This window comes from Kitasatospora sp. NBC_01302 (assembly GCF_035976515.1).
In the GTDB taxonomy this organism is placed as follows: Bacteria; Actinomycetota; Actinomycetes; order Streptomycetales; family Streptomycetaceae; genus Kitasatospora.
This window is the reverse complement of record NZ_CP108404.1, coordinates 740,813-760,885: the sequence shown is the minus strand read 5'-3', so window position 1 is coordinate 760,885 and position 20,073 is coordinate 740,813. Positions and strand designations below refer to the sequence as shown.

Below are 20,073 nucleotides of genomic sequence, written 5' to 3'. Positions count from 1 at the left end.
ATGTTCCCGGTCAACCGTGGTGAATCCACGGGCAGTTGACTGGAGGACGAGATGAACGAGCACCAGGAGCCCCGGCCGCGCGCCGGGCTCGGCAGACGCGGATTCCTGACCGCCGCGGGCCTCACCGCGGCCGGCGCCGCACTCACCGCCGCGACCGGCGGCCGGGCGGTGGCCGGCCCGCGCCGCACCCGGGCGGTGGCGGGCGCAGCCCGGGCAGCGGCCACGACCGGCTCCTACGTACCGCTGGACAGCCTGCCGCACACCCGGACCTGGATGGCCTGGCCGGACAGCACCAGCATCTGGCGCAACCAACTCAGCGGCGTCCAGTCCAACATCGCGCTCGTCGCCCGGACCATCGCCGGGTACGAGCCGGTCATCATGGTCGCCAACTCGGCGAGCGTCGCCAAGGCCCGCTCGCTGTGCGGCTCGGGCGTCACGGTGATCGGCTCGATCCCGGTCGACGACTGCTGGATGCGCGACACCGGCCCGATCTTCCGCACCGACGGAGCCGGCGGACTCGACGCCGTCGGCCTCAACTTCAACGGCTGGGGCGGCAAGCAGAACCCGCACCAGAACGACGCCCTGGTCGCCCAGCGGATCGCCGCCTACCTCGGCATCCCCTTCACCGCCGCCGGGCTCGTCTGCGAGGGCGGTGCCATCGAGACCGACGCCGCCGGCACCCTGATGGCCACCCGCAGCAGCATCATCAACGCCAACCGCAACCCCGACCTGTCACAGACCCAGATCGAGGCCGCCATGTGCGCGGCCTACGGCGCCTCCACGGTGATCTGGTTCCCCGGCATCAAGGGCCAGGACATCACCGACGACCACGTCGACGCCACCTCCCGCTTCCTCGGCGCCGGCCAGGCCGCCGTCCAGATCCCGCAGCCGCGCGACACCGACATCTGGTCCAACGACGAGCGCCAGCAGGACGAGATCCTCTCCGCCGCCACCGACGCCGACGGGGACCCGATGGCGGTCAGCCAGATCCAGGGCCCGAACTACAACCTCATCCGCTCCACCAACCCCGACTTCGTCGGCTCCTACGCCAACTACTACCTCTGCAACGGCGCCGTGATCTCCGCCCAGTTCGGCGACACCCGCGCCGACGCCGAGGCCAGGTCCACCCTGGCCGACCTCTTCCCGGACCGGACCGTCGAACAGCTCGACATCGACTACATCGGCGCGGGCGGCGGCGGCATCCACTGCGTCACCCAGCAGCAGCCGCAGGTGTAGGAGGGTGCGGGGCCGGGGGTTCCTGACGCGCCCGGCCCCGCAGCGACGGCGGTTCACGTCTCCACTGTCACGCTCCCCGCCCGCCGGTCAGGGGCGGCCGAGGGCGTGGACGGTCCAGCCGCCCGCGCGCCAGCGGTCGGTGTCGAGGGTGCCGCGGGCGTCGATGACCTGGGGGAGCGCGATGTGCCGCCGCCACGGCGCCCGGGGTGTTCACCCGCTCGGTCGGCATGCGCCTCGCGATCGTGGGGACCGCTCACCTCCAGGACCGCGACCTCGACCACGGGCTCCAACTCGGCCACCAGGCCGTCGACATCCTCGCCCGCGTCCAGTCCAGCCGGGCCCTGGACTACGTCCGCGAGTTCAACACCGCCCTCGCCCCCTGGCGCCGCGAGCCCCGCGTTGCCGAGTTCCTCCACCGGACCCGCAAGGAACTCGCAGTCGCGGCGTGAGGCGACCCGCGGTGCCCGTCGACCGCCCGGCGGCGGCTGTCAGGCATGCAGCATCGCGCAGACGGCCGCGTCGACCACGGCGTGGTCGGCTGCTGCGGCCGGGGGTTGGGCGATGCCGAAGACGGTGGTGGTGAAGACGGAGACGGTGCGGTGGCCGGTGGGGTCGGTGTACTCCTCGGAGGAGTAGCCGGGGACCTGGCCGTCGTGGCCCCAGACCGTGCCGCACGGGGTGACCACCTGCTCAAGACCCAGGCCGTAGCGGTTCGCGGTGTCCGGGCCTTCGGAGACGGTGGTCTCCATCTCCTTCAACTGCGCCGACGGTAGCAGCTTTCCGCTCAGCAGGGCCCGGTCGAAGCGGGCCCAGTCGCCGGCGGTGGAGACCATGCCGCCGGCCGCCCACTCGGTGCTGAGTGCCGTCGCGGTGGTGTCCACATAGCCGTCGGGGCGCTCCGGACCCGCGAACGCCGAGCCGGGCGGCGTGCCCGGCGGGAGGACCGGGGCGAGGTGGGCGGCGTCCGGCTCGTAGCCGTGCGCCAGGTTCGGCGACCCCGGGGTGCTGGTGCCGCCTCCCGTGTCCAGGTGGGTGTGCGTCAGGTGGAGCGGCTGGGTGATGCGTTGCCGGATCAGGTCCGCGATGCCCTGGCCGCTGGCCTGTTCGGCGACCAGGCCGAGGGCGACGTAGTTGGTGTTGCTGTAGGAGTACCGGGTGCCGGGGGCGAACAGTGCAGGGTGCTGCACCGCGGCGGCGATCAGCTGGCGGGGGCTCCAGGAGCGGGTGTCCTGGCCGGTGAAACTGCGCAGCACGGCCGGGTCGTTGGCGTAGTTGAACAGGCCGCTGGTGTGGTCGAGCAGCATCCGCACGGTGATCTGCTCGCCGTCCGGGATCAGACCGGGCAGCCACCTGCTGACCGGATCCGTGAGGCTGATCCGGCGCTCGGCGACCAGTTGCAGCACGACGGTGGCGACCATCGTCTTGGTGTTGGAGCCCATCTTGAACTCGTCGTCGGCGCCCAGCCGGTGGTCCGCCCGTGACCAGGGTGCCTGCTGCGCGATGTCGAGGACCTGGCCGCCGCCCTCGTCGACCCGGACGGCGACACCGGGAGCCCCGGCGGCCACGTCCTGGCGGACCAGCTCGGCCAGCCGCACCCGCCAGGCGGCGGAGGCGGACGACGGCGCCGGGCCGGCCGCCGTCGCGGAGGCGGTGGTGCAGAGGGCGAGCGGACCGGCGAGCGCGGTGACCAGGGCCAGCGGCACGAGGATTCGGCGATGAGCGGGCAGTGTTCGGTGTTGCACAACGACCCCCAAGCGGGCGGCGGCGCCAGGCAGAGCAAGTGGGGCCGCCCGAGGACTGACGGTTGATCGGACCCTCTCAGCCTGGCGCCGGCGGAGCGACGATCCCACCCGGCCTGCCCCCGTCCCCGGGATGGGGCTTTCCCCACCGTCCATCCGTTCGCAACGGACGCCGGGCGGCCTGCTGTCAGGGGAGTGTGCCAGAGTCTGCGCATGCTTGAGATCGTGGTGGAGACGGAGAACGGCGAGCGGCACGTCCGGGTGTCCGCCGAGGAGTTGGCCGGGTTGGTCCGGCGGATCGGCAACGAGGGTGACCGGTTCCTGGTGCTGCGACGGCACCCGGACCAGCCCGACGTCTTCGCCCAGGTCTGGCACGAGTCCGGCGGGCCGTACACGCTGGAGCACCGCGACGGCGCCGCCGACCGGCACCTCCAGGCGACGCTCGACGGCCCCGATGCCGTGGTCGCGGCGGTCAGCGGTTGGGCCCGCCAGCAGGCGGGTTGGGACACCGGTCCGGCGTGGTCGCCGCTGGACCTCGGTCCCGCCCGCGAGGTGCTGCCACCAGGAGAGGCGATGGACCTCGACGAGGACGAGCGCGCGGAGTTGGCGCAGCGCGTCCGCGAGGTGCTGGTCGGCGGCTACGCCGACCGCGAGGAGCTGGCGGAGCTCGCCGAGGACTACCTGGTCACCGCGGACCGCCGGCCCGTGTCGCCCGAGCAGGCGCAGGCGCTGGTCGAGCGGATGTGGCAGGAGCGCCTCGCGGAGCAGGCCGGCTGGCCGGCGGAGACCGACCCCGATCGGCTCACCCGCGCGTTCGACGCCCTGGAGGAGGCCGGGATCACCGCCCGCGAGAACTTCACCTGCTGCCACAGCTGCGGCCAGTCCGAGATCGGCGGCGAGAGCGAGCCCGACGCCCGCGGCTTCGTCTACTTCCACACCCAGAGCACGGACGCCGCCGCGGCCGGCCAGGGACTGACGCTGCACTACGGCGGCTTCGACGGCTCGTCCCGGACCACCACGGCCGTCGGCCAGGAGGTGGTGGCCGCCCTCGAAGCCGCCGGCCTCCCCACCGACTGGGACGGCGACCCCGGCCGTGCCATCACCGTCACCCCGCTGGACTGGCGCCGCCGCCTGGTCGGCTAGGACCGGACAGGCCCTGGGGCCTCCTGGCCGGGCGTCACCTCCAAGGCCTCGCCGACGGGCGACGCCCGCCAGTGGTCCGATCGGATGGCGGTCCCGGCCCGTCCGGCGCGCCGGGTCGCGGCGGCCGGTGGCATCGTGGGCCGAGAGGCTAGGTTCGACCGCGTGACCGGCAACGATGCGGTCCTGGCGCTGGTGGTTCTCACCGCGCTGGGGTTCGATTTCACCAATGGATTCCATGACACCGGCAACGCCATGGCGACCTCGATCGTCACCGGCGCGCTGCCGCCGCGCGTGGCGGTCGCCGTCTCGGCGGTGCTGAACCTGGCGGGGGCGTTCCTGTCGACCGAGGTGGCGGCGACCATCGCCAGCGGCCTGGTCAACAGTCACGTCGTGACGCTGACGGTGGTCTTCGCGGGCCTGACCGGCGCCATCCTGTGGAACCTGGCCACCTGGTTCCTCGGGATCCCGTCCAGTTCCTCGCACGCGCTGATCGGTGGCGTCATCGGGGCGACCATGGCGGCGGCGGGCGGGTCGGCCGTCAAGTGGCAGGGCGTGGTCTCCAAGGTGATCGTGCCCGCCGCGCTGTCGCCCTTCATCGCGGGCGCGATCGCCGCCCTCGGCACCTGGCTGGTCTACCGCCTGACCCGGCAGGTGGCCGAGCGTCCGCGCGCGCACGGCTTCCGGATCGGGCAGGTCGGCTCGGCCTCGATGGTGTCGCTGGCCCACGGCACCAACGACGCGCAGAAGACGATGGGCATCATCACGCTGGCGCTGATCGCCAACGGGACGCTGCACAGCGGTGCGAAGTCGCCGGACTGGGTGATCGCCTCCTGCGCGGTGGCGATCGCCCTGGGGACGTACATCGGCGGCTGGCGGGTCATCCGGGCGCTGGGCAAGGGGCTGGTGGAGATCGAGCCGGCGCAGGGGCTGGCCAGCGAGTCGGCCTCGGCGGCGGTGATCCTCGCCTCCACCGACTTCGGCTACTCGCTCTCCACCACCCACGTGGCGACCGGCTCGATCCTGGGCGCCGGGGTCGGCAAGAAGGGCGCGGAGGTGCGCTGGCACATCGCGCGCCGGATGGTCATGGCCTGGCTGCTGACCCTGCCGGCGGCGGCGCTGGTCGGTGCCGTGGCCTACTGGGCCGCGCACGGGATCGGCGGTACCGCAGGCGTCGTGGTGATCTTCATCGTGCTGGTGCTCGCCTCGATCGCCTTCTTCGTGGCCTCGCGCCACCCGGCGGTCACGCCGGAGAATGTCAACGCCGCATGGACCGGCACGGTCGTCCCGGCGCCCACCACCGACGAGGCGGCCTCGTGAACTCCTGGATCAACCTGAACGCGCTGTGGAAGATCGTCGTGGTCGGCCTGCTCACCGGGGCCGGACTGCCGGCGCTGTTCGCGATCGGCCTGCGCCTGCTCAGCCCGCCGGCCCCGTCCGGCGGGGCGGCGGCGGGGCGGTCCGCCGCCGGGCCGGTGGGCTACGCCCTGGCCGGGCTGTGCTTCGCCGTGGTGCTCGCGGCGATCGGCTGGGGCATCTCCGTGATCGTCAATCACAGTTGACGCGGGCCCGGTGCGCGGCGGCGCTGAGCAGGCCGGTCACCAGGGCGAGCGGCGGCCAGTCGAGGCGGCCGTGCCGGGCCACCGCGTAGGCCCGCAGCTCGACGTCGGGGGCGGCCAGCGGGACGAGCCGCACGCCGGGCAGGGTCGGGAAGTCCACCGGTAGCAGCGCCACGCCCAGGCCCGCCACGATCATCTCCTGCACCAGGTCGAGGCTGTCGGCCTGGTGGGTGACCCGGGGGTGGAACCCCGCCATCGAGGCGAGCGTGCGGATGACCTTCTCGTCCGCCGTGTTGCGGGAGTTGACGATCCAGTCGTGGGTCCGGAAACGGGCGAAGACGTCCAGCGTCGTGCTCCCTGCACCGGGCTCGGCGTCGGCCGGCACGCCGAGCCCCCACCGGGCGGTCCACAGCGGGGTCGCGCTGACGGTGGGGTCCTCGGCGGCCGGGGCGAGGTTGTAGTCGTAGGTGAGCGCGAGGTCCACCTGGTCGGTGGCCAGCAGCTCCAGCGACTCGGCGGGTTCGTGTTCGCGGATCAGCAGGTGGACCTGGGGACTGGTCGCGGCGAGGTCGACCACGACGGGCAGCAGGTAGCCGCGGATCGCGGTGGCGAAGCCGGCGACCCGCAGCGTGCCGTTGGGCTCGGCGCCCGGGCCGAGGTCACGGTGCGCGCTCTCCACCGCGGCGAGGATCGTCACCGCGTGCTCGGCCAGCCGCCGGCCCGCCGGCGTGAGGCGGACCAGCCGTCCGGCGGGCTCGATCAGCGCGGTGCCCATGTCCCGGGACAGGGTGGCGACCTGCTGGGAGACCGTCGAGGTGGTGATGCCGAGCACATCCGCGACCGCGCGCATCGAGCCCAGCCGGGACAACTCCGCCAGGATCTGCAGTCGCCGTGTGTCCATCCGGCCATTGTTCATGATTCCCGAACGGATTGTCCATGATCGGCATGTGGACGGAAACAGTACGCACGTCATCTACTGATGCCCATGAGCCCGCTGGAAACCGCCGCCCGTCCCCTTGCCGCCCGCCCGCGCCTGCACACCGCCCAGGGCGGAGCCCTGATGGCCATGGGGTCGATGTCCTCGGTCCAGCTCGGGCTGGCCCTGTCGGTGCCGCTCTTCGCGCAGCTCGGCGCCCTGGGCACGGCCGGACTGCGACTGGCCTGGGCCGGGCTGCTGGTCCTGCTGCTGATACGCCCGCGCCCGCGCGACTTCGCCCGCCGGGACCTGCTGGCGAGCGTGCTGCTGGGCCTGGTCACCGCCGGCATGGTGGTGCTCTTCATGCTCGCCGCCGCGCGCATCCCGCTGGGCACCGCGAGCGCGCTGGAGTTCCTCGGCCCGCTCGCGGTCTCCCTGCTGCGCTCCGGCGGACGCAAGCACTGGGCGGTGCTGGCCGGCTTCGGCGTCGTCCTGCTGACCGAGCCGTGGCAGGGCGGGATCGACCCGGCAGGGCTCGGTTTCGCACTCGGCGCGGCAGCCTGCTGGGGTGCCTACATCCTGCTGACCCAGCGCGTCGGTGACCAGGTCACGGGGCTCAAGGGGCTGGCGGTCTCGCTGCCGGTGGCCGGTGTGGTCGCCACGCTGGTCGCCGCCCCCTCGGGGTTCGGCCGGCTGACCTGGCCGCTGCTGCTCGTCATGCTGGGGCTGGCCGTGCTGAGCACCGTGGTGCCCTACACGCTCGAATTCCTCGCGCTGCGCCGCCTCTCCGCCGGCGCCTTCGGCACCCTGATGAGCCTGGAGCCGGCGATCGCGCTGGTGATGGGCCTGCTGGTGCTCGGTCAGGTGCCCGGCGCGGCGCCGGCCGTCGGCGTGGTCCTGGTGGTGATCGCGGGCGCCGGCGCGACCCGCACCGGCGCCCGCGAGGCGGAGCCGGTGCAGGACACGCAGCCGGTGCAGGGCGTGGTGCCGGTGCGGGACGTTGAGCCGCGCCAGGATGTGGAGCCGGTGCGGGAGGGCGAGGCGTCGGTGGAGGCCGAGGACCGGGAGCCCGCGCTCTGCGCGTGAAGCCTCAGCCCTGGGCGGTCGGGCGGACCACGATGTCACCGACGTCGACCCCGTCCGGCTGCTCGATGGCGAAGGCGATGGCCCGAGCCACGGCCTCCGGCGGGAGCGCGATCTTCATCAGCTCGTCGATCCCGGGCTTGACCGCCGGGTCCATCCGCTCCGCGAAGTCCGTCCGGACGGCGCCGGGCGACACGACCGTCACCCGCAGGCTGTCGCCGGCCTCCTGGCGCAGGCCCTCGGAGAGGGTGCGCACGGCGTTCTTCGTGGCGGCGTACACGGACTGCAGCGGCACGACGCGCAGGCCGGCCGTGGAGACGGTGTTGACGAAGTGCCCGAAGCCCTGCTCGCGGAAGACCGGCAGGGCCGCGGCGATCCCGTACAGGACCCCCTTGAGGTTGACGTCGACCATCTCCTCCCAGTCCTCGACCCGCAGGTCGTCCAGGCGGGAGATCAGCCCGACCCCGGCATTGCCGACCAGGACGTCGAGCCTGCCGTAGCGCTCGCGCGCCAGCTCGACGAGGGCGGCGAGGTCCTCGCGTCGCGTCACGTCCGTGCGGGCCCAGGCGACGGTTCCGCCGGCCTGCTCGATGCGGGCGGCCAGGGCTTCGAGCCGCTCCGGGCGGCGCGCCCCGAGCACGATCTTCGCGCCGCGCCCGGCCAGCAGCAGTGCGGTCGCCTCGCCGATGCCGCTACTGGCGCCGGTGATCGCCACGACCTTGCCTTCGATGCCTTCGATACCTTCGATTCGCGCTTCGGACATGCTCGACAGCCTTTGCAGAGGGGGTGGGGGCAGGCCAGGCCGTGCCCTAGAGTGAAAGTGGAGGCGCCGCCACTTCATCCAGGCTAACTGGCGGCGCCTCCACTTAGCAATGGAGCGAAGAGGAGAGGGCCACCGATGACCCCAGACGTGCCGATGACCCCGGGCGCGGGACGCCCGCTGCGGGCCGACGCGCAGCGCAACCGGGAGAAGATCCTGGCCGCCGCGGTGCGGGTGTTCACCGAGGAGGGCCTCGACGCCCACTTCGAACGCATCGCCAGGGAGGCGGGCGTGGGCACCGGCACCCTCTACCGCAACTTCCCGACCCGGGAGGCCCTGATCGAGGCGGCCTACCGCAACGAGGTGGCCCGGCTGTGCGACGCCGTCCCCGAGCTCCTCGCGGCGATGCCGCCGGCCCAGGCCCTGCGGGTGTGGACCCGTCGCTTCATCGACTACGCCACCGCCAAGCTCGGCATGGCCGAGGCCCTGCGGGCCGTCGTCGCCTCGGGCGGCAACCCCTATGCCGACAGCCACGAGCTGATCCAGAGCGCCCTCGCCGCGCTGATGGACGCCGCCATCGCGGCCGGTGCGATCCGGTCCGACATCGGTGCGACCGACATGTTCGCCGCCCTCGCCGGCATCGCCCTCACCTCCGCCGGGCCCGGGCAGCGGGAGCAGGCCGAACGTCTTCTCGACCTCACGTTGGACGGGCTGAAGGCCGGGCCGCGGGCGTTGCCCGAGGACTGACGACCCGAAACACAGCGGCATCGGTTGTGCACGTCCGGGTGAACGGCTTCGACTTCTCGTGTCCTTGATCCGCCGAATGAGTTGCGTCGGGTGTTGGTGTCCCCGACTCAGGAGTTCCTGTGGATCAGCCTTTCAACGGACAGCAGTTGCCCGCCGACGAGCGCACCGGGGTCTCCCGGCGCGCCCTGGTCGGTTCGGCGGCCGGTGTCGCCGCGATGGCCGGTGTGACCGGTCTCGCCCACCGCGCGGTCGCCGCCGCCGCCCCGGCCGCCGCGCCCGCCGCCACCCCGGCCGCCCCCGTGCCGGGTGCCGGCAGCGGGGGCGGCGCCGACGAGGCGCAGAGCCGGGATCTGGCCCGGAAGATGCTGTTGGTCAGCGACGACGAACAGGAGGACCTCAAGCTCTCCTACCTGCGGATCCTGATCGACGAGAAGCTGCCGCCCCGCGCACCGCGCAAGAAGGTGCTGATCGTGGGCGCGGGCGTGGCCGGTATGACGGCCGCCCACCTGCTCAAGCAGGCCGGGCACGAGGTGGTGGTCATCGAGGCGAACGGCAGCCGGGTGGGCGGCCGGGTCAAGACCTTCCGCGGGATCTTCGCCGACCCGAACCTGCATGCCGAGGCCGGAGCGATGCGGCTGCCCGACTTCCACCCCCTGGTCCTGGCGCTGGCCGACAAGCTCGGCCTCAAGCGCCGGCTCTTCTACAACACCGACGTGGCGCCGGGCGCCGAGCCCACCGGAGCGGTGCCACCGGTGGTGTACCGCTCGTTCACCGGCGAGACCTGGAGCAACGGCCAGGACGACGGCTCGTTCCGCCCGCCGGCCGCCACCCTGCGCACCGGGATCGCCGTCAACGGCACCCAGACCTCGCGCGCCTCCTACGCGCAGTCGCCCCGCAGGGTCAACGCCACCTTCGGCACCGCCCTCGACAGCACCACCACCGACGCGGTCACCAAGGCGTTCGCGGACGTCACCGTGCCCGACGGCCCGATCGGCGACCAACTCGACGGCTGGGCCCGCGTCTTCCAGCGCTACGACGGCTACTCCACGCACCGCTACCTGGTCGAGCAGGCCGGCCTGGACCTCGCCACGATCCAGGCCGTCGGCACGCTGGAGAACATGACCTCGCGGCTGCACTACTCGCTGATCCCCACCCTGATCGACCACGCCGTGATCAGCCCCACCAACCGCTACTGGGAGCTGGAGGGCGGCACCGACGTGCTGACCGAGGCGCTGGCGAGCGGGCTGCGCAACGAGCTGCGGCTGGGGCGCCGGATGACCCGGCTGGTGCAGACCGCGGCCGGGGTGCGGATCGAGACCACCGCCGAGAGCGGCACCGAGGAGTCCTGCGACGGTGCGCCGACCACGCCGACGGAGACCTTCGAGGGCGACTACGCGATCGTCACCGTCCCGTTCAGCGCCCTGCGGTTCTGCTCGGTCGAGCCGCTGATGTCGTACCAGAAGCGCCGCGCCGTCAACGAGTTGCACTACGACTCGGCGACCAAGGTGCTGCTGGAGTTCAAGACCCGCTTCTGGGAGGAGGGGCCGACCGGCGCCACCGGCGGCGGCTGCGTCTCGGACAGCGCGAGCCGCTTCACCTACTTCCCCTCGCACTCCCCGGCCGGTTCGCGCGGCGGGGTCGTGCTGGCGGCCTACACCTGGTCCGACGACGCCATGCGCTGGGACTCGCTCACCCCCGGCGAGCGGTACGCGTTCGCCCTCAACGACATGGAGAAGCTCTACGGGCCCAAGGTCCGCACCGAGTTCACCGGGGTCGGCGCCACGCAGTCGTGGGCCCGGGCCCGCTACGCGCTGGGCGAGGCCGTCATCTTCACCCCCGGCCAGCTGCACGAGCTGCACCCCGCCTCGCGCACCGTCGAGGGCCGGGTCCACTTCGCCGGCGAGCACACCAGCCTCAAGCCCGCCTGGATCGAGGGCGCCCTGGAGTCCGCGGTCCGCGCCTTCCTGGAGGTGCACCCGCGCTGACCGGGCCCTGAGGTGAGAGGCCTGCCCGGTCCACCGCCGGCGTCGGCACGAGGACGTGCGCAGTGGCGGTGGGCGCGGGAGGCTGGAAGGAGCGGTGGTCCCCGGCCGCTCCCTCCGGCCGCCCGCCCTGCCAGGCGCGCAGTGCGACCCAGCCGAGGAGACCGGATCATGACCGATGTCGATGTCCTGGTCGTGGGGGCCGGACCGGTCGGACTGACCATGGCCGCGGAGTTACGGCGGCACGGCGTCGAATGCCGGATCGTCGACAGGCTGGCCGCGCCACAGCGGTTCGCCAAGGCGGTCGGTGTGCAGCCCCGCACCCTGGAGCTGTGGGACGCGATGGGGCTGGTCCGCGAGGCGCTGGACGAGGCGCTGCCGCTGCGCGGCCAGCTGCAGTTCGCCGACGGGCACCCGGGCCCGCGGCTGGACCTCGTGCTGCCGCCGGAGGTCCCGTACGGCTTCGCCGCGCTGCCCCAGTACACGACCGAGTGGCTGCTGACCCGGCACCTGGCGCGGTTCGGCACCATGGTGGAGCGCGGTACCGAGCTGCGGGCCCTCGCGCAGGAGGCCGACCTGGTCCGGGCCGAGCTGAGCACCGCGCAGGGTACCGAGCAGCTCCGGGCCCGCCACGTGGTGGGCTGCGACGGCGCCCACAGCCTGGTCCGGCGCGCCGCCGCACTGAGCTTCGAGGGCGACGCCTTCCCCGAGCAGTACATGCTCGGGGACGTCGAGGTGGACTGGGACCTGCCCACCGGATACACCGTGCGCGCCGTCCACCACGACGGCGACGGCGCCGTGGACGACCTGCTGGTGTGCATCCCGCTCCCGGGCGAGCGCCGGTACCGGATGTCGATGATGGTTCCGCCGGAACTGGCCCACGGCCCGGGGAACGACGGGGACGGCGTGGTGCACGGTCTGGAGCGCGGTCGCGAACCGGAGCTGCGGCACATCCAGGCCGTCCTCGACCGGCTCGCCCCGCAGCCCACCACCGCCTCGGCGCTGCGCTGGTCCTCGACCTTCCGGATCAGCCACCGGCTGGTCGACCGCTACCGCGCCGGGCGCCTGTTCGTGGCGGGGGACGCCGCCCACATCCACCCGCCCACCGGCGCCCAGGGGATGAACACCGGGGTGCAGGACGCCGTCAACCTGGCGTGGAAGCTGGCCCTGGACGTGCGCGGCATCGCGGCCGAGGACCTGCTCGACAGCTACCACGCCGAGCGCCACCCGGTGGGCGAGGAGGTCGTCGGGCGGACGGTGCGGCACGCCCGGGCGGGCATCGAGTCCGACCCGCAGGACCGCGCCACGCTGCTGCTGCGCGAGGCCCAGCTCCTGGTCGGCTACCCCGACAGTCCGCTGACCGAGCCCGCCGCCGCGGGCGCGCAGCACCCCGGCGGACCGGCCCCGGGCGACCGCGCGCCCGACTGCGCCGGCCTGCTGCGCGACCTCGCGGCCTATCCGCACCGCCTCTTCGACCTGCTGCGCGGCCCGTGCCACACCCTGCTGCTGTACGCCGGGCCCGACACCTCCGCCGAACTCCTGCACGCCTGCGCCGCCGCGGCCGACCGGGCGGCGCACGGCCTGCTGGACAGCTACGTGATCCACGCGCCCGACACCCGGCCCGCGGGACTGCGCCTGCCGCGCGCGGCGGACGGCGCCGGTGCGTTCCGGGCCGGCTACGCCCCGCGCGCGGGCGAGGCGTTCGTCGTCCGTCCCGACGGCTACCTCGGCGCACGCTTGGGCCCCGCCACCCCGCAGCTCCTCGCCGCGCACCTGCGCCGGACCTTCGCCCCGGCCTGAGACGGCCCTGGCGGGAGCCCGGGCGCCGGCCGCGGTGTGTCAGGTGCCGGGCGGGAGGGTGAAGTCGAAGACGGAGGTGTCGAACGCGGTGTACTCCTGGTAGCCGAGGAGGTCGTAGAGGCGGGATCGGGTCTGCATGCGGGGCAGCAGGGAGGCCTGGGTGCCTTCGGCGGCGAGGGTGCGCAGTCCGTCCTCGACGGCGCCCATGGCCAGGCGCAGCAGGGTGACCGGGTAGAGGGCGATGTCGTAGCCGAGGTCCTGCAGGGTGCGGGCGTCGAGCAGGGGGCCTTTGCCGAACTCGGTCATGTTGGCGAGCAGCGGGACGTCGACGGCTTTGCGGAAGGCGGCGAACTCGGCCTCGTCGGCGAGGGCTTCGGGGAAGACGGCATCGGCGCCGGCGTCGACGTAGGCCTTGGCGCGGTCGATGGCGGCGGGCAGGCCCTCGACCGCGCGGGCGTCGGTGCGGGCCATCAGCAGGAAGTCGGGGTCGCGGCGGGCCTCGACGGCGGCGCGCAGGCGGCGGGTCATCTCTTCGCGGGGGACGACCGCCTTGCCGTCGAGGTGGCCGCAGCGCTTGGGGTTGACCTGGTCCTCCAGGTGCAGCCCGGCCAGGCCGGCGTCCTCCATGAGTTGGACGGTGCGGGCGGCGTTCATCGGCTCGCCGAAGCCGGTGTCGGCGTCGATGAGGACGGGCAGGTCGGTGGCCCGGGTGGTCTGCTGGGCACGGGCGGCGACCTCGGTGGCGGTGGTCAGGCCGATGTCGGGCAGGCCCAGATCGGCGGCCATGGCGGCGCCGGAGAGGTAGGCGGCCTCGAAACCGGTGTCCTGGATGAGCCGGGCCGACAACGGGTTGATGGCACCGGGCATCGCCAACAGGCGCCCGGTGGCCAGGCGTTCACGCAGCGCCCGGCGGCGCTCGGCGGGCGTGGTGCGGGTGTGCAGGATCACGGGGCTCCTCGGTGCTGGTTCGGTGGAGATGACGCAGGGTCAGGAGGTGGCGGAGAGTTCCCAGTCGAGCTCCCACAGACGCATCGTGCCATCGGCGCTGCCGGACAGCACGAACCGCGCGTCCGGGGTCAGCGCCAGGCTCCACACCTCGCGGCCGTGGCCTTCGAGGACCTGCAGGCAGCGGCCGGTGCGGGTGTCCCAGATCCGGACGGCGTTGTCGTGGCCGCCGGAGACCGCGAAGCTGCCGTCGGCGGTGAGGCGGACGACCATCGACTCGGCGGGCTGCTCCTCGAACGCCCGCAGGAACTCCCCGGTGGCGGCGTCCCACAGGCGCAGCGTGCGGTCCCCGTACCGCCCGCTGGAGAGCAGGTACCGGCCGTCGGCGCTCAGGCAGACCGAGCCCACCGTGCCGACCGGGCCGACCACCGGGTGGGTCAGGCGCAGCGGCTCGGCGTCGGTCCGTCGCCAGAGCAGGATCTCGCCACCGCTCCCGCCGCAGACGGCCCGCTTTCCGTCGGGGCTGAGCTGGACCGACCTCGGGTGTGCGGGGTGCCCGGTCAGCACCCGCAGGCAACGGCCGCTGTCCAGGTTCCACAGGCGCAGCGCGTGGTCGCGGCTGACGGCCAGGGCGAGCCGGCCGTCGGCGCTGTAGCTCACCGACGCCGGGGAGCCGGACGCGCCGGTGCTCGACCTGGGGTCACGCCCGAAGGTGTCGGTCCAGCTCAGCTGCCGACCGCCGGCCACCTCCCAGACCTGGAAGCTGCCACCGCCGCCGGCGATCGCCCGCCGGCCGTCGGCGCTCAGGGCGACGGCGTTCACCAGGCTCATGGGCAGATCCGGCAGACGGGTGCCGGCGGTGAGGTCCCACAGCCGCACCGGGCCGGCGCCGCTGCCGGACACCCCGAGCCCGCCGTCCGCGGAGATTGCCACCGAGTACACGTGCGGGGCGCTCTGCCCGGCGAGCACGCGCACCTGCCAGGCGCCCCGCAGACCGACACGGGGCGTGGCGCGGCCCAGCTCCCGCCAGGCGGCGAGCACCGCCGGCGCCCGTTCGAAGCCGGGGACGATCCGGGCCCGGGTGAGCAGGTCGAGCGCGGCGCCGTAGCGGCGTTCGGCGCTCGCCTGCTGCGCCTGGGCCAGCAGGGCCCGCACCTCGCCGTCGTGCCGGTCCAGTTCGGCGTGCCGGCGCGGGCGGCTGACCTGCATCGGGGCGCGGTGGCGCAGGGCGGGGGTCAGCTGCCACCAGCGGGCCGTGTCGTCCTCGCCCGCGGACAGCGCCGTGCGGGCGTCGGCAGCGATGTGGACGGCCGCGACCTGCTTCCCGTGCCCCTGGAAGGTCCGCAGGCAGCGGTGGAGCGCGAGGTCCCACAGGCGAACGGTGCCGTCCTCGCCGCCCGTGACCGCGTACCGCCCCTCGCCGCTGAGCGACAGTGACCTGACCGCGGCGACAGGCGCGGTGACCGTGCGGACGCACCGGCCCTCGCGCAGGTCCCACAGCTGGATCGTCAGCCCGGTGGTGGCGGTGGCGGCGGTGCGTCCGTCCGGGCTCAGCCAGATCGCGGTCGGGTAGCCCTCGACCGGCAGGTCGAGCCGGAGGCGACCGCGGTGCAGGTCCCACAGCTGCGTGGTGCCGCGCTCACGGTTGCTGACCAGCGCCAGGCCGCCGTCCGCGCTCAGTTCGAGCAGGCGGAAGTCGCCGGAGCGGTGGTCCGGGGCCGGGCCGAGCTGCCACCTGGGTCTCCCGCTGGGGAACTCCCAGACGCAGAGCCGGCCTTCGACGATCGCCGCCGCCGTCCGCGCGCCGGGGTCCAGCCGCAGCGATTGCACGTGGTGGAACCGCTGGGTGCCCGGCGGCGTGAAGCTCCGCAGGCACTGGCCGGTGGTCAGGTCCCAGAACCGGACGTCGTTGTCGGGGCCGACCGAGACCGCGAAGCGTCCGTCCGCGCTGATGTCGAGGCTGTTCACCCACGAGCCGAGGCCCTCCAGGCTGCGCAGCATGCGGCCGGTCCGCAGGTCCCAGAGCCGGACGGCCTCACCCGGGCTGCCGGGGCCGCTGTACGCGGTCACCGCGTACCGGTCGTCGGGGGTCAGCCGGATCTCCAGCCGGAGCGTGGAGGGCGAATCCCAGCCGACGGTGCGCACGTCCAGGGCGCGGTTGTCCGGTGCTTCACCCGAGCGGAGCGCCTCGCGGGCCGCCCGGATCTCCGGCTCGCCGGGGCGCTCGGCCTCGATGCCGTCGAGCAGTGAACGGGCGCCGTCGCGATCGCCGCGCTCCATGTGGACCTGGCAGAGCAGGTACCGGGCCTGCCAGGGGTCGCCGGTGCCGGCCCGCAGCGCGTCCAGGTCGGTGAGCAGGTCGTCGTCGGTGATCTCACCGCGCCGCCACCGGAACAGGCCCCGGTTGTAGGTGGCGTTCAGGTGGCGCGGGTCGGCCGCCAGCGCGGCGGCGAAGGCCTGCTCGGCTTCGGCGGACCGCCCGAGGTCCAGCAGCGACAGCGCCCGGTTGTTGAGCTCGTCGGCGCGCAGGTCGGCGGCGACCGGGGCGGGCCGGGGGTACCGGTCGCCCGTCACCCGCTCGTATTCCAGGGCCAGTTCGGCCGCCACCTCGGCCGCGGAGCGCGGGCGCCGGGCCGGCTCGTGGTCCAGGCAGCGCGCCAGCAGGTCGGCCAGACCGGGGGGCATGGCCGGCAGCCCCTCGGGGCGCGGGCGGCTGCGGTACAGCTCCAGCGCCGCGCCCGCGACGGGGCCGACGTACCAGCTCACCTCGCCGGTGAACATCTCCAGCACCGAGACGGCGAAGCTGTAGAGGTCGGTGCGCCGGCCCAGTCCAGCACCCGCGAACTGCTCCGGCGAGGCGTAGGCCGGCGTCATTCCGCCGGAGGTCACCGGCAGGCTGGCGCCGGGCCCGCCCGAGCTGCCGAAGCCGTCCGGGGCGAGCGGCCGGGCCCGGGCCAGGCCGAAGTCGGTGATCTTCGCCGTCCCCTGCCGGTCGAGCAGCACGTTGGCCGGCTTCACGTCCTGGTGCACCAGGCCCTGCTCGTGGGCGTGCTGCAGTCCCCGGGCGAGCTGGATCGCCAGGTCCAGGATGCGTGCCTGCGCCTGCTGCGGGGTGCCCCGGTACAAGCGCCGGTCGCGGATGTGCTCGCGCAGGCTGCCGCCGTCGAGGTACTCGGCGAACACCCGGGGGACCCCGTCGATCTCGCGCACGTAGTGGCAGCCGCACACGTGCGGGTGCAGGCCCAGCGACACCCAGGTCTGCGCCTCGGCGGTGAACTGCTCCCGGTCCCGCGCGGAGCGCAGGAGTTCGGGGCGGGGCGACTTCACCGCCAGGTCCGATCCCCAGAGCAGGTGCCGGACCCGGTGCACCAGCCCCATCCCGCCGGACTCGTGCACGGCGACGACCTCGTACCGGCCGTCGATCACCTCACCGATCTGCCACGTCATGGTCGCCCCCCGAACCGCTCCGCCCACTGTCGTCGACGAGGAGGACGCTCGGCGACCGGAGGTCGGTTCACCCGCTGTGCGTCACTGCCCGCGGGCCGGTCCGCCTGGTTCCGGCTGCCGCGGGCCGGGGGCCGCGATCTCGGCCCACACCCGCTTGCCCGCCGTGGTCGGCAGGCTGCCCCAGTGCTGGGCCACCACGCCGACGATGCGCAGGCCGTGTCCGCCCGGCCGGCCCGTGCGTCCGGTGAGCCGGGGCACCGGGCGGCGCGAGCTGGGGTCGGCGACCTCGATCCGCACCTCTCCGCCCGGCCGGCGGGACAGGGCGAGCTCGGTGGGGCCGACCGTGTGCAGGCAGGCGTTGGCGACCAGCTCGGAGACCACCAGCAGCACGTCATCGGCCGCCGCCTGCCCGTCCTCGTCGAAGGCCGGCAACCAGCCCCACGCGACCAGCGCCTCCCAGGCGAAGGCTCGGCAGCGGCGCACCGTCCCGGGCTGCGCGTCGCCGAGGCCGAGCCGCCGGTCCGCCCCAGGTGGCCGCGAGGCGCCGCCGCCCCGCCTCGCCACCGGTCCGTCCCGCATGGAACTCGCTCCGACCTGTCCGGTCCACGGGCAGCCGCCCGCTCCGCCGCCGCGCCTGCCCGTCGACCTGCCGCGCAAACACCACGGCGCCGCCGGCAGGAGCCGCATCCGCCGACGCGCTGTGTCAGAGTGAAAAAGAAGCGGGGGCGACCGATGCCGGAACCCGACAGCGGCGCCGCCGCGCCGATCCAGGCGATGCCCCGGTACGCCGCCCGGCCGCCGGGCCTCCCGGCGACCGGGCGCGACTCGATGACACGGAGGCCGGCGGTGACTGACGACGACGGTGGGGACCGGCTGACCGTGGCCCTCGAGGCGCGCGCCGGCAGCCGGGTCCTCGTGCTGACGGGCGAGCTGGAGCACGACAGTGCGCAGGTGCTGCGCGAGGCGCTGGACGGCTGTGTCCGGGAGGGGCCGTCCCGGATCCTGATCGACTTCGCGGGCGTGGTGTTCTGCGACTCCACCGGGCTCAACGTGCTGCTGCGGGCCCGGCAGGAGGCGCTCGCCGCGGACCGGCGCCTGGAGCTGTGCGCGCTCGGTGCCCAGGTGGCCAGGCTCTTCGAGATGACCGGTGCGGCCGACGTCTTCCCGGTCCACCCCAGCGTGGCGGGGGCGCTGGCCGCGCAGGGGTGAGGAGGGGCGCGGGTCGGCGCGTCCCTCGGTCTGCGGTCCGGGCCGGCGAAAGCCTGGGTGAGCGCTTCCTTAAGGCTCCTTATGGAAGCCCGGTATGCGGCATTCGTGCGTTTCAGGCTGTCTAGGATCCGGTAGCGCAGGCCCGGGCTCGAAAGTCCGTTCCAGGTTTTCCGTTATCCGTCGCCCTCCCGCGGGTCTCCTGTCACGGAAGGCCCTCGACAGCAGGAGAGCAGATGACCAGCTACGCCACCGACACCGACCCGGCCGTGCAGCCCTGGGACTGGGACGGCGACCGACCGGCGAACCGGCAGGACGCGGGTGCGCCGGCCCGCCGCGCCGGTGGTGGGGCCCACCGCCGAGGCGGCAAGGGCAAGAGCAACGACAACGGCAACGGCCGGCACCGGGCCAGGCGGGCGCTACCCGGCGCCAAACCCCTGCTCGCCGCGGTCGCCCTGGCGGCAACGGCGACGACGGTGGTGATCGGCGGCAATGCGGTGTCGACCGGCCCGCAGAACGGCAGGACGCTCGCGGATCCGGAGCCGCCGGCCGCGGCCGACGCCCTGACGGACACCGCGTCCGGTTCGCCGGCCGCGCCCTCGGCCGCCCCGACCGCCTCGGCCGCCCCGAGCGCCACCACGGCCCCGAGCGCGTCGAGCCCCGGACCGACCCGGCTGCCCGGGGCCGGCATCAGCACCACGCCGGTCGCCTCGCCGACCGTCGGAGCACCGTCGAGCGCGCCCACCCCCGCCGGCGCACGGACCAGCGCCGCCCCACAGGCCCCGGCGGTGCCGAGCACCGTCCCCCTCCTCGCGCCGAGCCCGGCCGCCGCGCCGAGCCGCACCACCGCGCCGAGCCCCAGCACCGCCGCCCCCACCGCCGCGGCGCCGAACGGCATCACCGCGACCGACGCCGCCGGTGCCGACCTGAACGCAGCGGCCAACCAGGTGCTGGCCGTCATCAACCAGGCGCGGGCCGCCCAGGGCGTCGCGCCGCTGCAGATGCTCGCGGGCCTGCAGACCAGCGCGAACGCCCACAACCACACCATGGCCGGGGGGTGCGGGCTGGAGCACCAGTGCCCGGGTGAGCCCGCCTTCGGCGACCGCGAGAACGCCGCCGGCGTCCAGTGGGGGACGGCCGGTGAGAACATCGGCGACGGTGGCCCGGTGGCCGACACCACGGCCGCGATAGCCGACATGGCCGTCGGACTGACCAACAGCATGCTCGCCGAGCAGCCGCCGAACGACGGCCACCGCCGCAACATCCTCAACCCGGCGTTCAAGCACATCGGGATCGAACTGCTGCGCGACTCCTCGGGGACGGTGTGGATGACCCAGGACTTCTCCGACTGATCCGGGGCCGTCGGCGAGCGGAGCGCAGCCGGCCGGACCCTCGGACGGGTCCGGCCGGCGGTGATGCGGCGCTGGTGATGCGGTGGCAGTGACGCGGTGGCGGTGATGCGGTGGTGATGCCCAGCCCAGGCCCGGTCGGGGCCGGGGGTGGACCATGGCTA

At 74.1% G+C, this 20,073-nt stretch carries 17 protein-coding genes; 11 read left to right on the top strand and 6 right to left on the bottom strand.

Annotated features, from left to right (window positions below):
* Nucleotides 1-51 precede the first annotated feature (51 nt).
* Nucleotides 52-1,236, top strand: coding sequence for an agmatine deiminase family protein (locus tag OG294_RS03600; protein ID WP_327064901.1), 1,185 nt, complete (start codon nt 52-54; stop codon nt 1,234-1,236).
* 206 nt (nt 1,237-1,442) lie between these two features.
* A complete protein-coding gene (locus OG294_RS03595) occupies nt 1,443-1,685 on the top strand; it encodes a hypothetical protein (RefSeq protein ID WP_327064900.1) in 243 nt (80 codons plus the stop codon).
* A 39-nt stretch (nt 1,686-1,724) separates the two neighbouring features.
* On the opposite strand, the gene OG294_RS03590 is transcribed toward OG294_RS03595, so the two are convergent.
* Nucleotides 1,725-2,939 (bottom strand): serine hydrolase domain-containing protein, encoded by a 1,215-nt coding sequence (locus tag OG294_RS03590; protein WP_327064899.1) that lies wholly within the window; start codon nt 2,937-2,939, stop codon nt 1,725-1,727.
* A 249-nt stretch (nt 2,940-3,188) separates the two neighbouring features.
* On the opposite strand from OG294_RS03590, the gene OG294_RS03585 reads away from it, so the two are divergent.
* The 3 genes from OG294_RS03585 to OG294_RS03575 all read left to right on the top strand — a co-directional run bounded on the left by OG294_RS03585 (nt 3,189) and on the right by OG294_RS03575 (nt 5,677).
* Complete coding sequence (locus OG294_RS03585) at nt 3,189-4,118, top strand: DUF6891 domain-containing protein (RefSeq protein WP_327064898.1); 930 nt, start codon at nt 3,189-3,191, stop codon at nt 4,116-4,118.
* A gap of 162 nt (nt 4,119-4,280) precedes the next feature.
* Entirely contained in the window at nt 4,281-5,435 is a 1,155-nt protein-coding gene (locus OG294_RS03580) for an inorganic phosphate transporter (RefSeq protein ID WP_327064897.1), read from the top strand.
* On the top strand, nt 5,432-5,677 hold the full coding sequence (locus OG294_RS03575; protein WP_327064896.1) for a hypothetical protein: 246 nt from the start codon (nt 5,432-5,434) through the stop codon (nt 5,675-5,677). Before OG294_RS03580 ends, OG294_RS03575 begins: the two co-directional genes overlap by 4 nt.
* Here the strand turns inward: OG294_RS03575 and OG294_RS03570 are convergent.
* Complete coding sequence (locus OG294_RS03570; RefSeq protein WP_327064895.1) at nt 5,664-6,575, bottom strand: LysR family transcriptional regulator; 912 nt, start codon at nt 6,573-6,575, stop codon at nt 5,664-5,666. The two genes, OG294_RS03575 and OG294_RS03570, sit on opposite strands and share 14 nt — an antisense overlap.
* An 84-nt stretch (nt 6,576-6,659) precedes the next feature.
* On the opposite strand from OG294_RS03570, the gene OG294_RS03565 reads away from it, so the two are divergent.
* A complete protein-coding gene (locus OG294_RS03565; protein ID WP_327064894.1) occupies nt 6,660-7,676 on the top strand; it encodes an EamA family transporter in 1,017 nt (338 codons plus the stop codon).
* 4 nt (nt 7,677-7,680) lie between these two features.
* Here the strand turns inward: OG294_RS03565 and OG294_RS03560 are convergent, their stop codons facing one another.
* Nucleotides 7,681-8,412: an SDR family oxidoreductase gene (locus tag OG294_RS03560; RefSeq protein ID WP_327071435.1), complete on the bottom strand. Its 732-nt coding sequence runs from the start codon at nt 8,410-8,412 to the stop codon at nt 7,681-7,683.
* 177 nt (nt 8,413-8,589) lie between these two features.
* Between OG294_RS03560 and OG294_RS03555 the strand changes: the two genes are divergently transcribed.
* From OG294_RS03555 to OG294_RS03545, 3 genes are all read left to right on the top strand, one after another.
* The gene (locus OG294_RS03555; RefSeq protein WP_327071434.1) at nt 8,590-9,180 is read left to right on the top strand and encodes a TetR/AcrR family transcriptional regulator; all 591 of its coding nucleotides are present in this window, start codon (nt 8,590-8,592) and stop codon (nt 9,178-9,180) included.
* A gap of 215 nt (nt 9,181-9,395) precedes the next feature.
* Nucleotides 9,396-11,165 carry a flavin monoamine oxidase family protein gene (locus OG294_RS03550; RefSeq protein WP_442789306.1) on the top strand — a complete coding sequence of 590 codons (1,770 nt, stop codon included), beginning with the start codon at nt 9,396-9,398 and terminating at the stop codon, nt 11,163-11,165.
* 168 nt (nt 11,166-11,333) lie between these two features.
* Nucleotides 11,334-12,962: an FAD-dependent monooxygenase gene (locus tag OG294_RS03545; RefSeq protein WP_327064892.1), complete on the top strand. Its 1,629-nt coding sequence runs from the start codon at nt 11,334-11,336 to the stop codon at nt 12,960-12,962.
* Between the two features lie 39 nt (nt 12,963-13,001).
* Here the strand turns inward: OG294_RS03545 and prpB are convergent, their stop codons facing one another.
* From prpB to OG294_RS03530, 3 genes are all read right to left on the bottom strand, one after another.
* Complete coding sequence (gene prpB, locus OG294_RS03540; RefSeq protein WP_327071433.1) at nt 13,002-13,907, bottom strand: methylisocitrate lyase; 906 nt, start codon at nt 13,905-13,907, stop codon at nt 13,002-13,004.
* Between the two features lie 42 nt (nt 13,908-13,949).
* The gene (locus tag OG294_RS03535; RefSeq protein WP_327064891.1) at nt 13,950-17,354 is read right to left on the bottom strand and encodes a WD40 repeat domain-containing serine/threonine protein kinase; all 3,405 of its coding nucleotides are present in this window, start codon (nt 17,352-17,354) and stop codon (nt 13,950-13,952) included.
* Between the two features lie 81 nt (nt 17,355-17,435).
* Nucleotides 17,436-17,933 carry an ATP-binding protein gene (locus OG294_RS03530; RefSeq protein WP_327064890.1) on the bottom strand — a complete coding sequence of 166 codons (498 nt, stop codon included), beginning with the start codon at nt 17,931-17,933 and terminating at the stop codon, nt 17,436-17,438.
* A gap of 267 nt (nt 17,934-18,200) precedes the next feature.
* Here OG294_RS03530 and OG294_RS03525 point away from each other — a divergent pair, with 267 nt between their 5' ends.
* Nucleotides 18,201-18,563 carry an STAS domain-containing protein gene (locus OG294_RS03525; RefSeq protein ID WP_327064889.1) on the top strand — a complete coding sequence of 121 codons (363 nt, stop codon included), beginning with the start codon at nt 18,201-18,203 and terminating at the stop codon, nt 18,561-18,563.
* Nucleotides 18,564-18,796: 233 nt separating this feature from the next.
* On the top strand, nt 18,797-19,912 hold the full coding sequence (locus OG294_RS03520; protein ID WP_327064888.1) for a CAP domain-containing protein: 1,116 nt from the start codon (nt 18,797-18,799) through the stop codon (nt 19,910-19,912).
* Nucleotides 19,913-20,073 lie beyond the last annotated feature (161 nt).

Coding starts and splice junctions, on each gene's coding strand:
- OG294_RS03600 (WP_327064901.1), top strand. CDS start 52: ATGAACGAGCACCAGGAGCCCCGGCCGCGCGCCGGGCTCGGCAGACGC.
- OG294_RS03585 (WP_327064898.1), top strand. CDS start 3,189: ATGCTTGAGATCGTGGTGGAGACGGAGAACGGCGAGCGGCACGTCCGG.
- OG294_RS03570 (WP_327064895.1), bottom strand. CDS start 6,575: ATGGACACACGGCGACTGCAGATCCTGGCGGAGTTGTCCCGGCTGGGC.
- OG294_RS03565 (WP_327064894.1), top strand. CDS start 6,660: ATGAGCCCGCTGGAAACCGCCGCCCGTCCCCTTGCCGCCCGCCCGCGC.
- OG294_RS03555 (WP_327071434.1), top strand. CDS start 8,590: ATGACCCCGGGCGCGGGACGCCCGCTGCGGGCCGACGCGCAGCGCAAC.
- OG294_RS03550 (WP_442789306.1), top strand. CDS start 9,396: ATGGCCGGTGTGACCGGTCTCGCCCACCGCGCGGTCGCCGCCGCCGCC.
- OG294_RS03545 (WP_327064892.1), top strand. CDS start 11,334: ATGACCGATGTCGATGTCCTGGTCGTGGGGGCCGGACCGGTCGGACTG.
- OG294_RS03535 (WP_327064891.1), bottom strand. CDS start 17,354: ATGACGTGGCAGATCGGTGAGGTGATCGACGGCCGGTACGAGGTCGTC.
- OG294_RS03530 (WP_327064890.1), bottom strand. CDS start 17,933: ATGCGGGACGGACCGGTGGCGAGGCGGGGCGGCGGCGCCTCGCGGCCA.
- OG294_RS03520 (WP_327064888.1), top strand. CDS start 18,797: ATGACCAGCTACGCCACCGACACCGACCCGGCCGTGCAGCCCTGGGAC.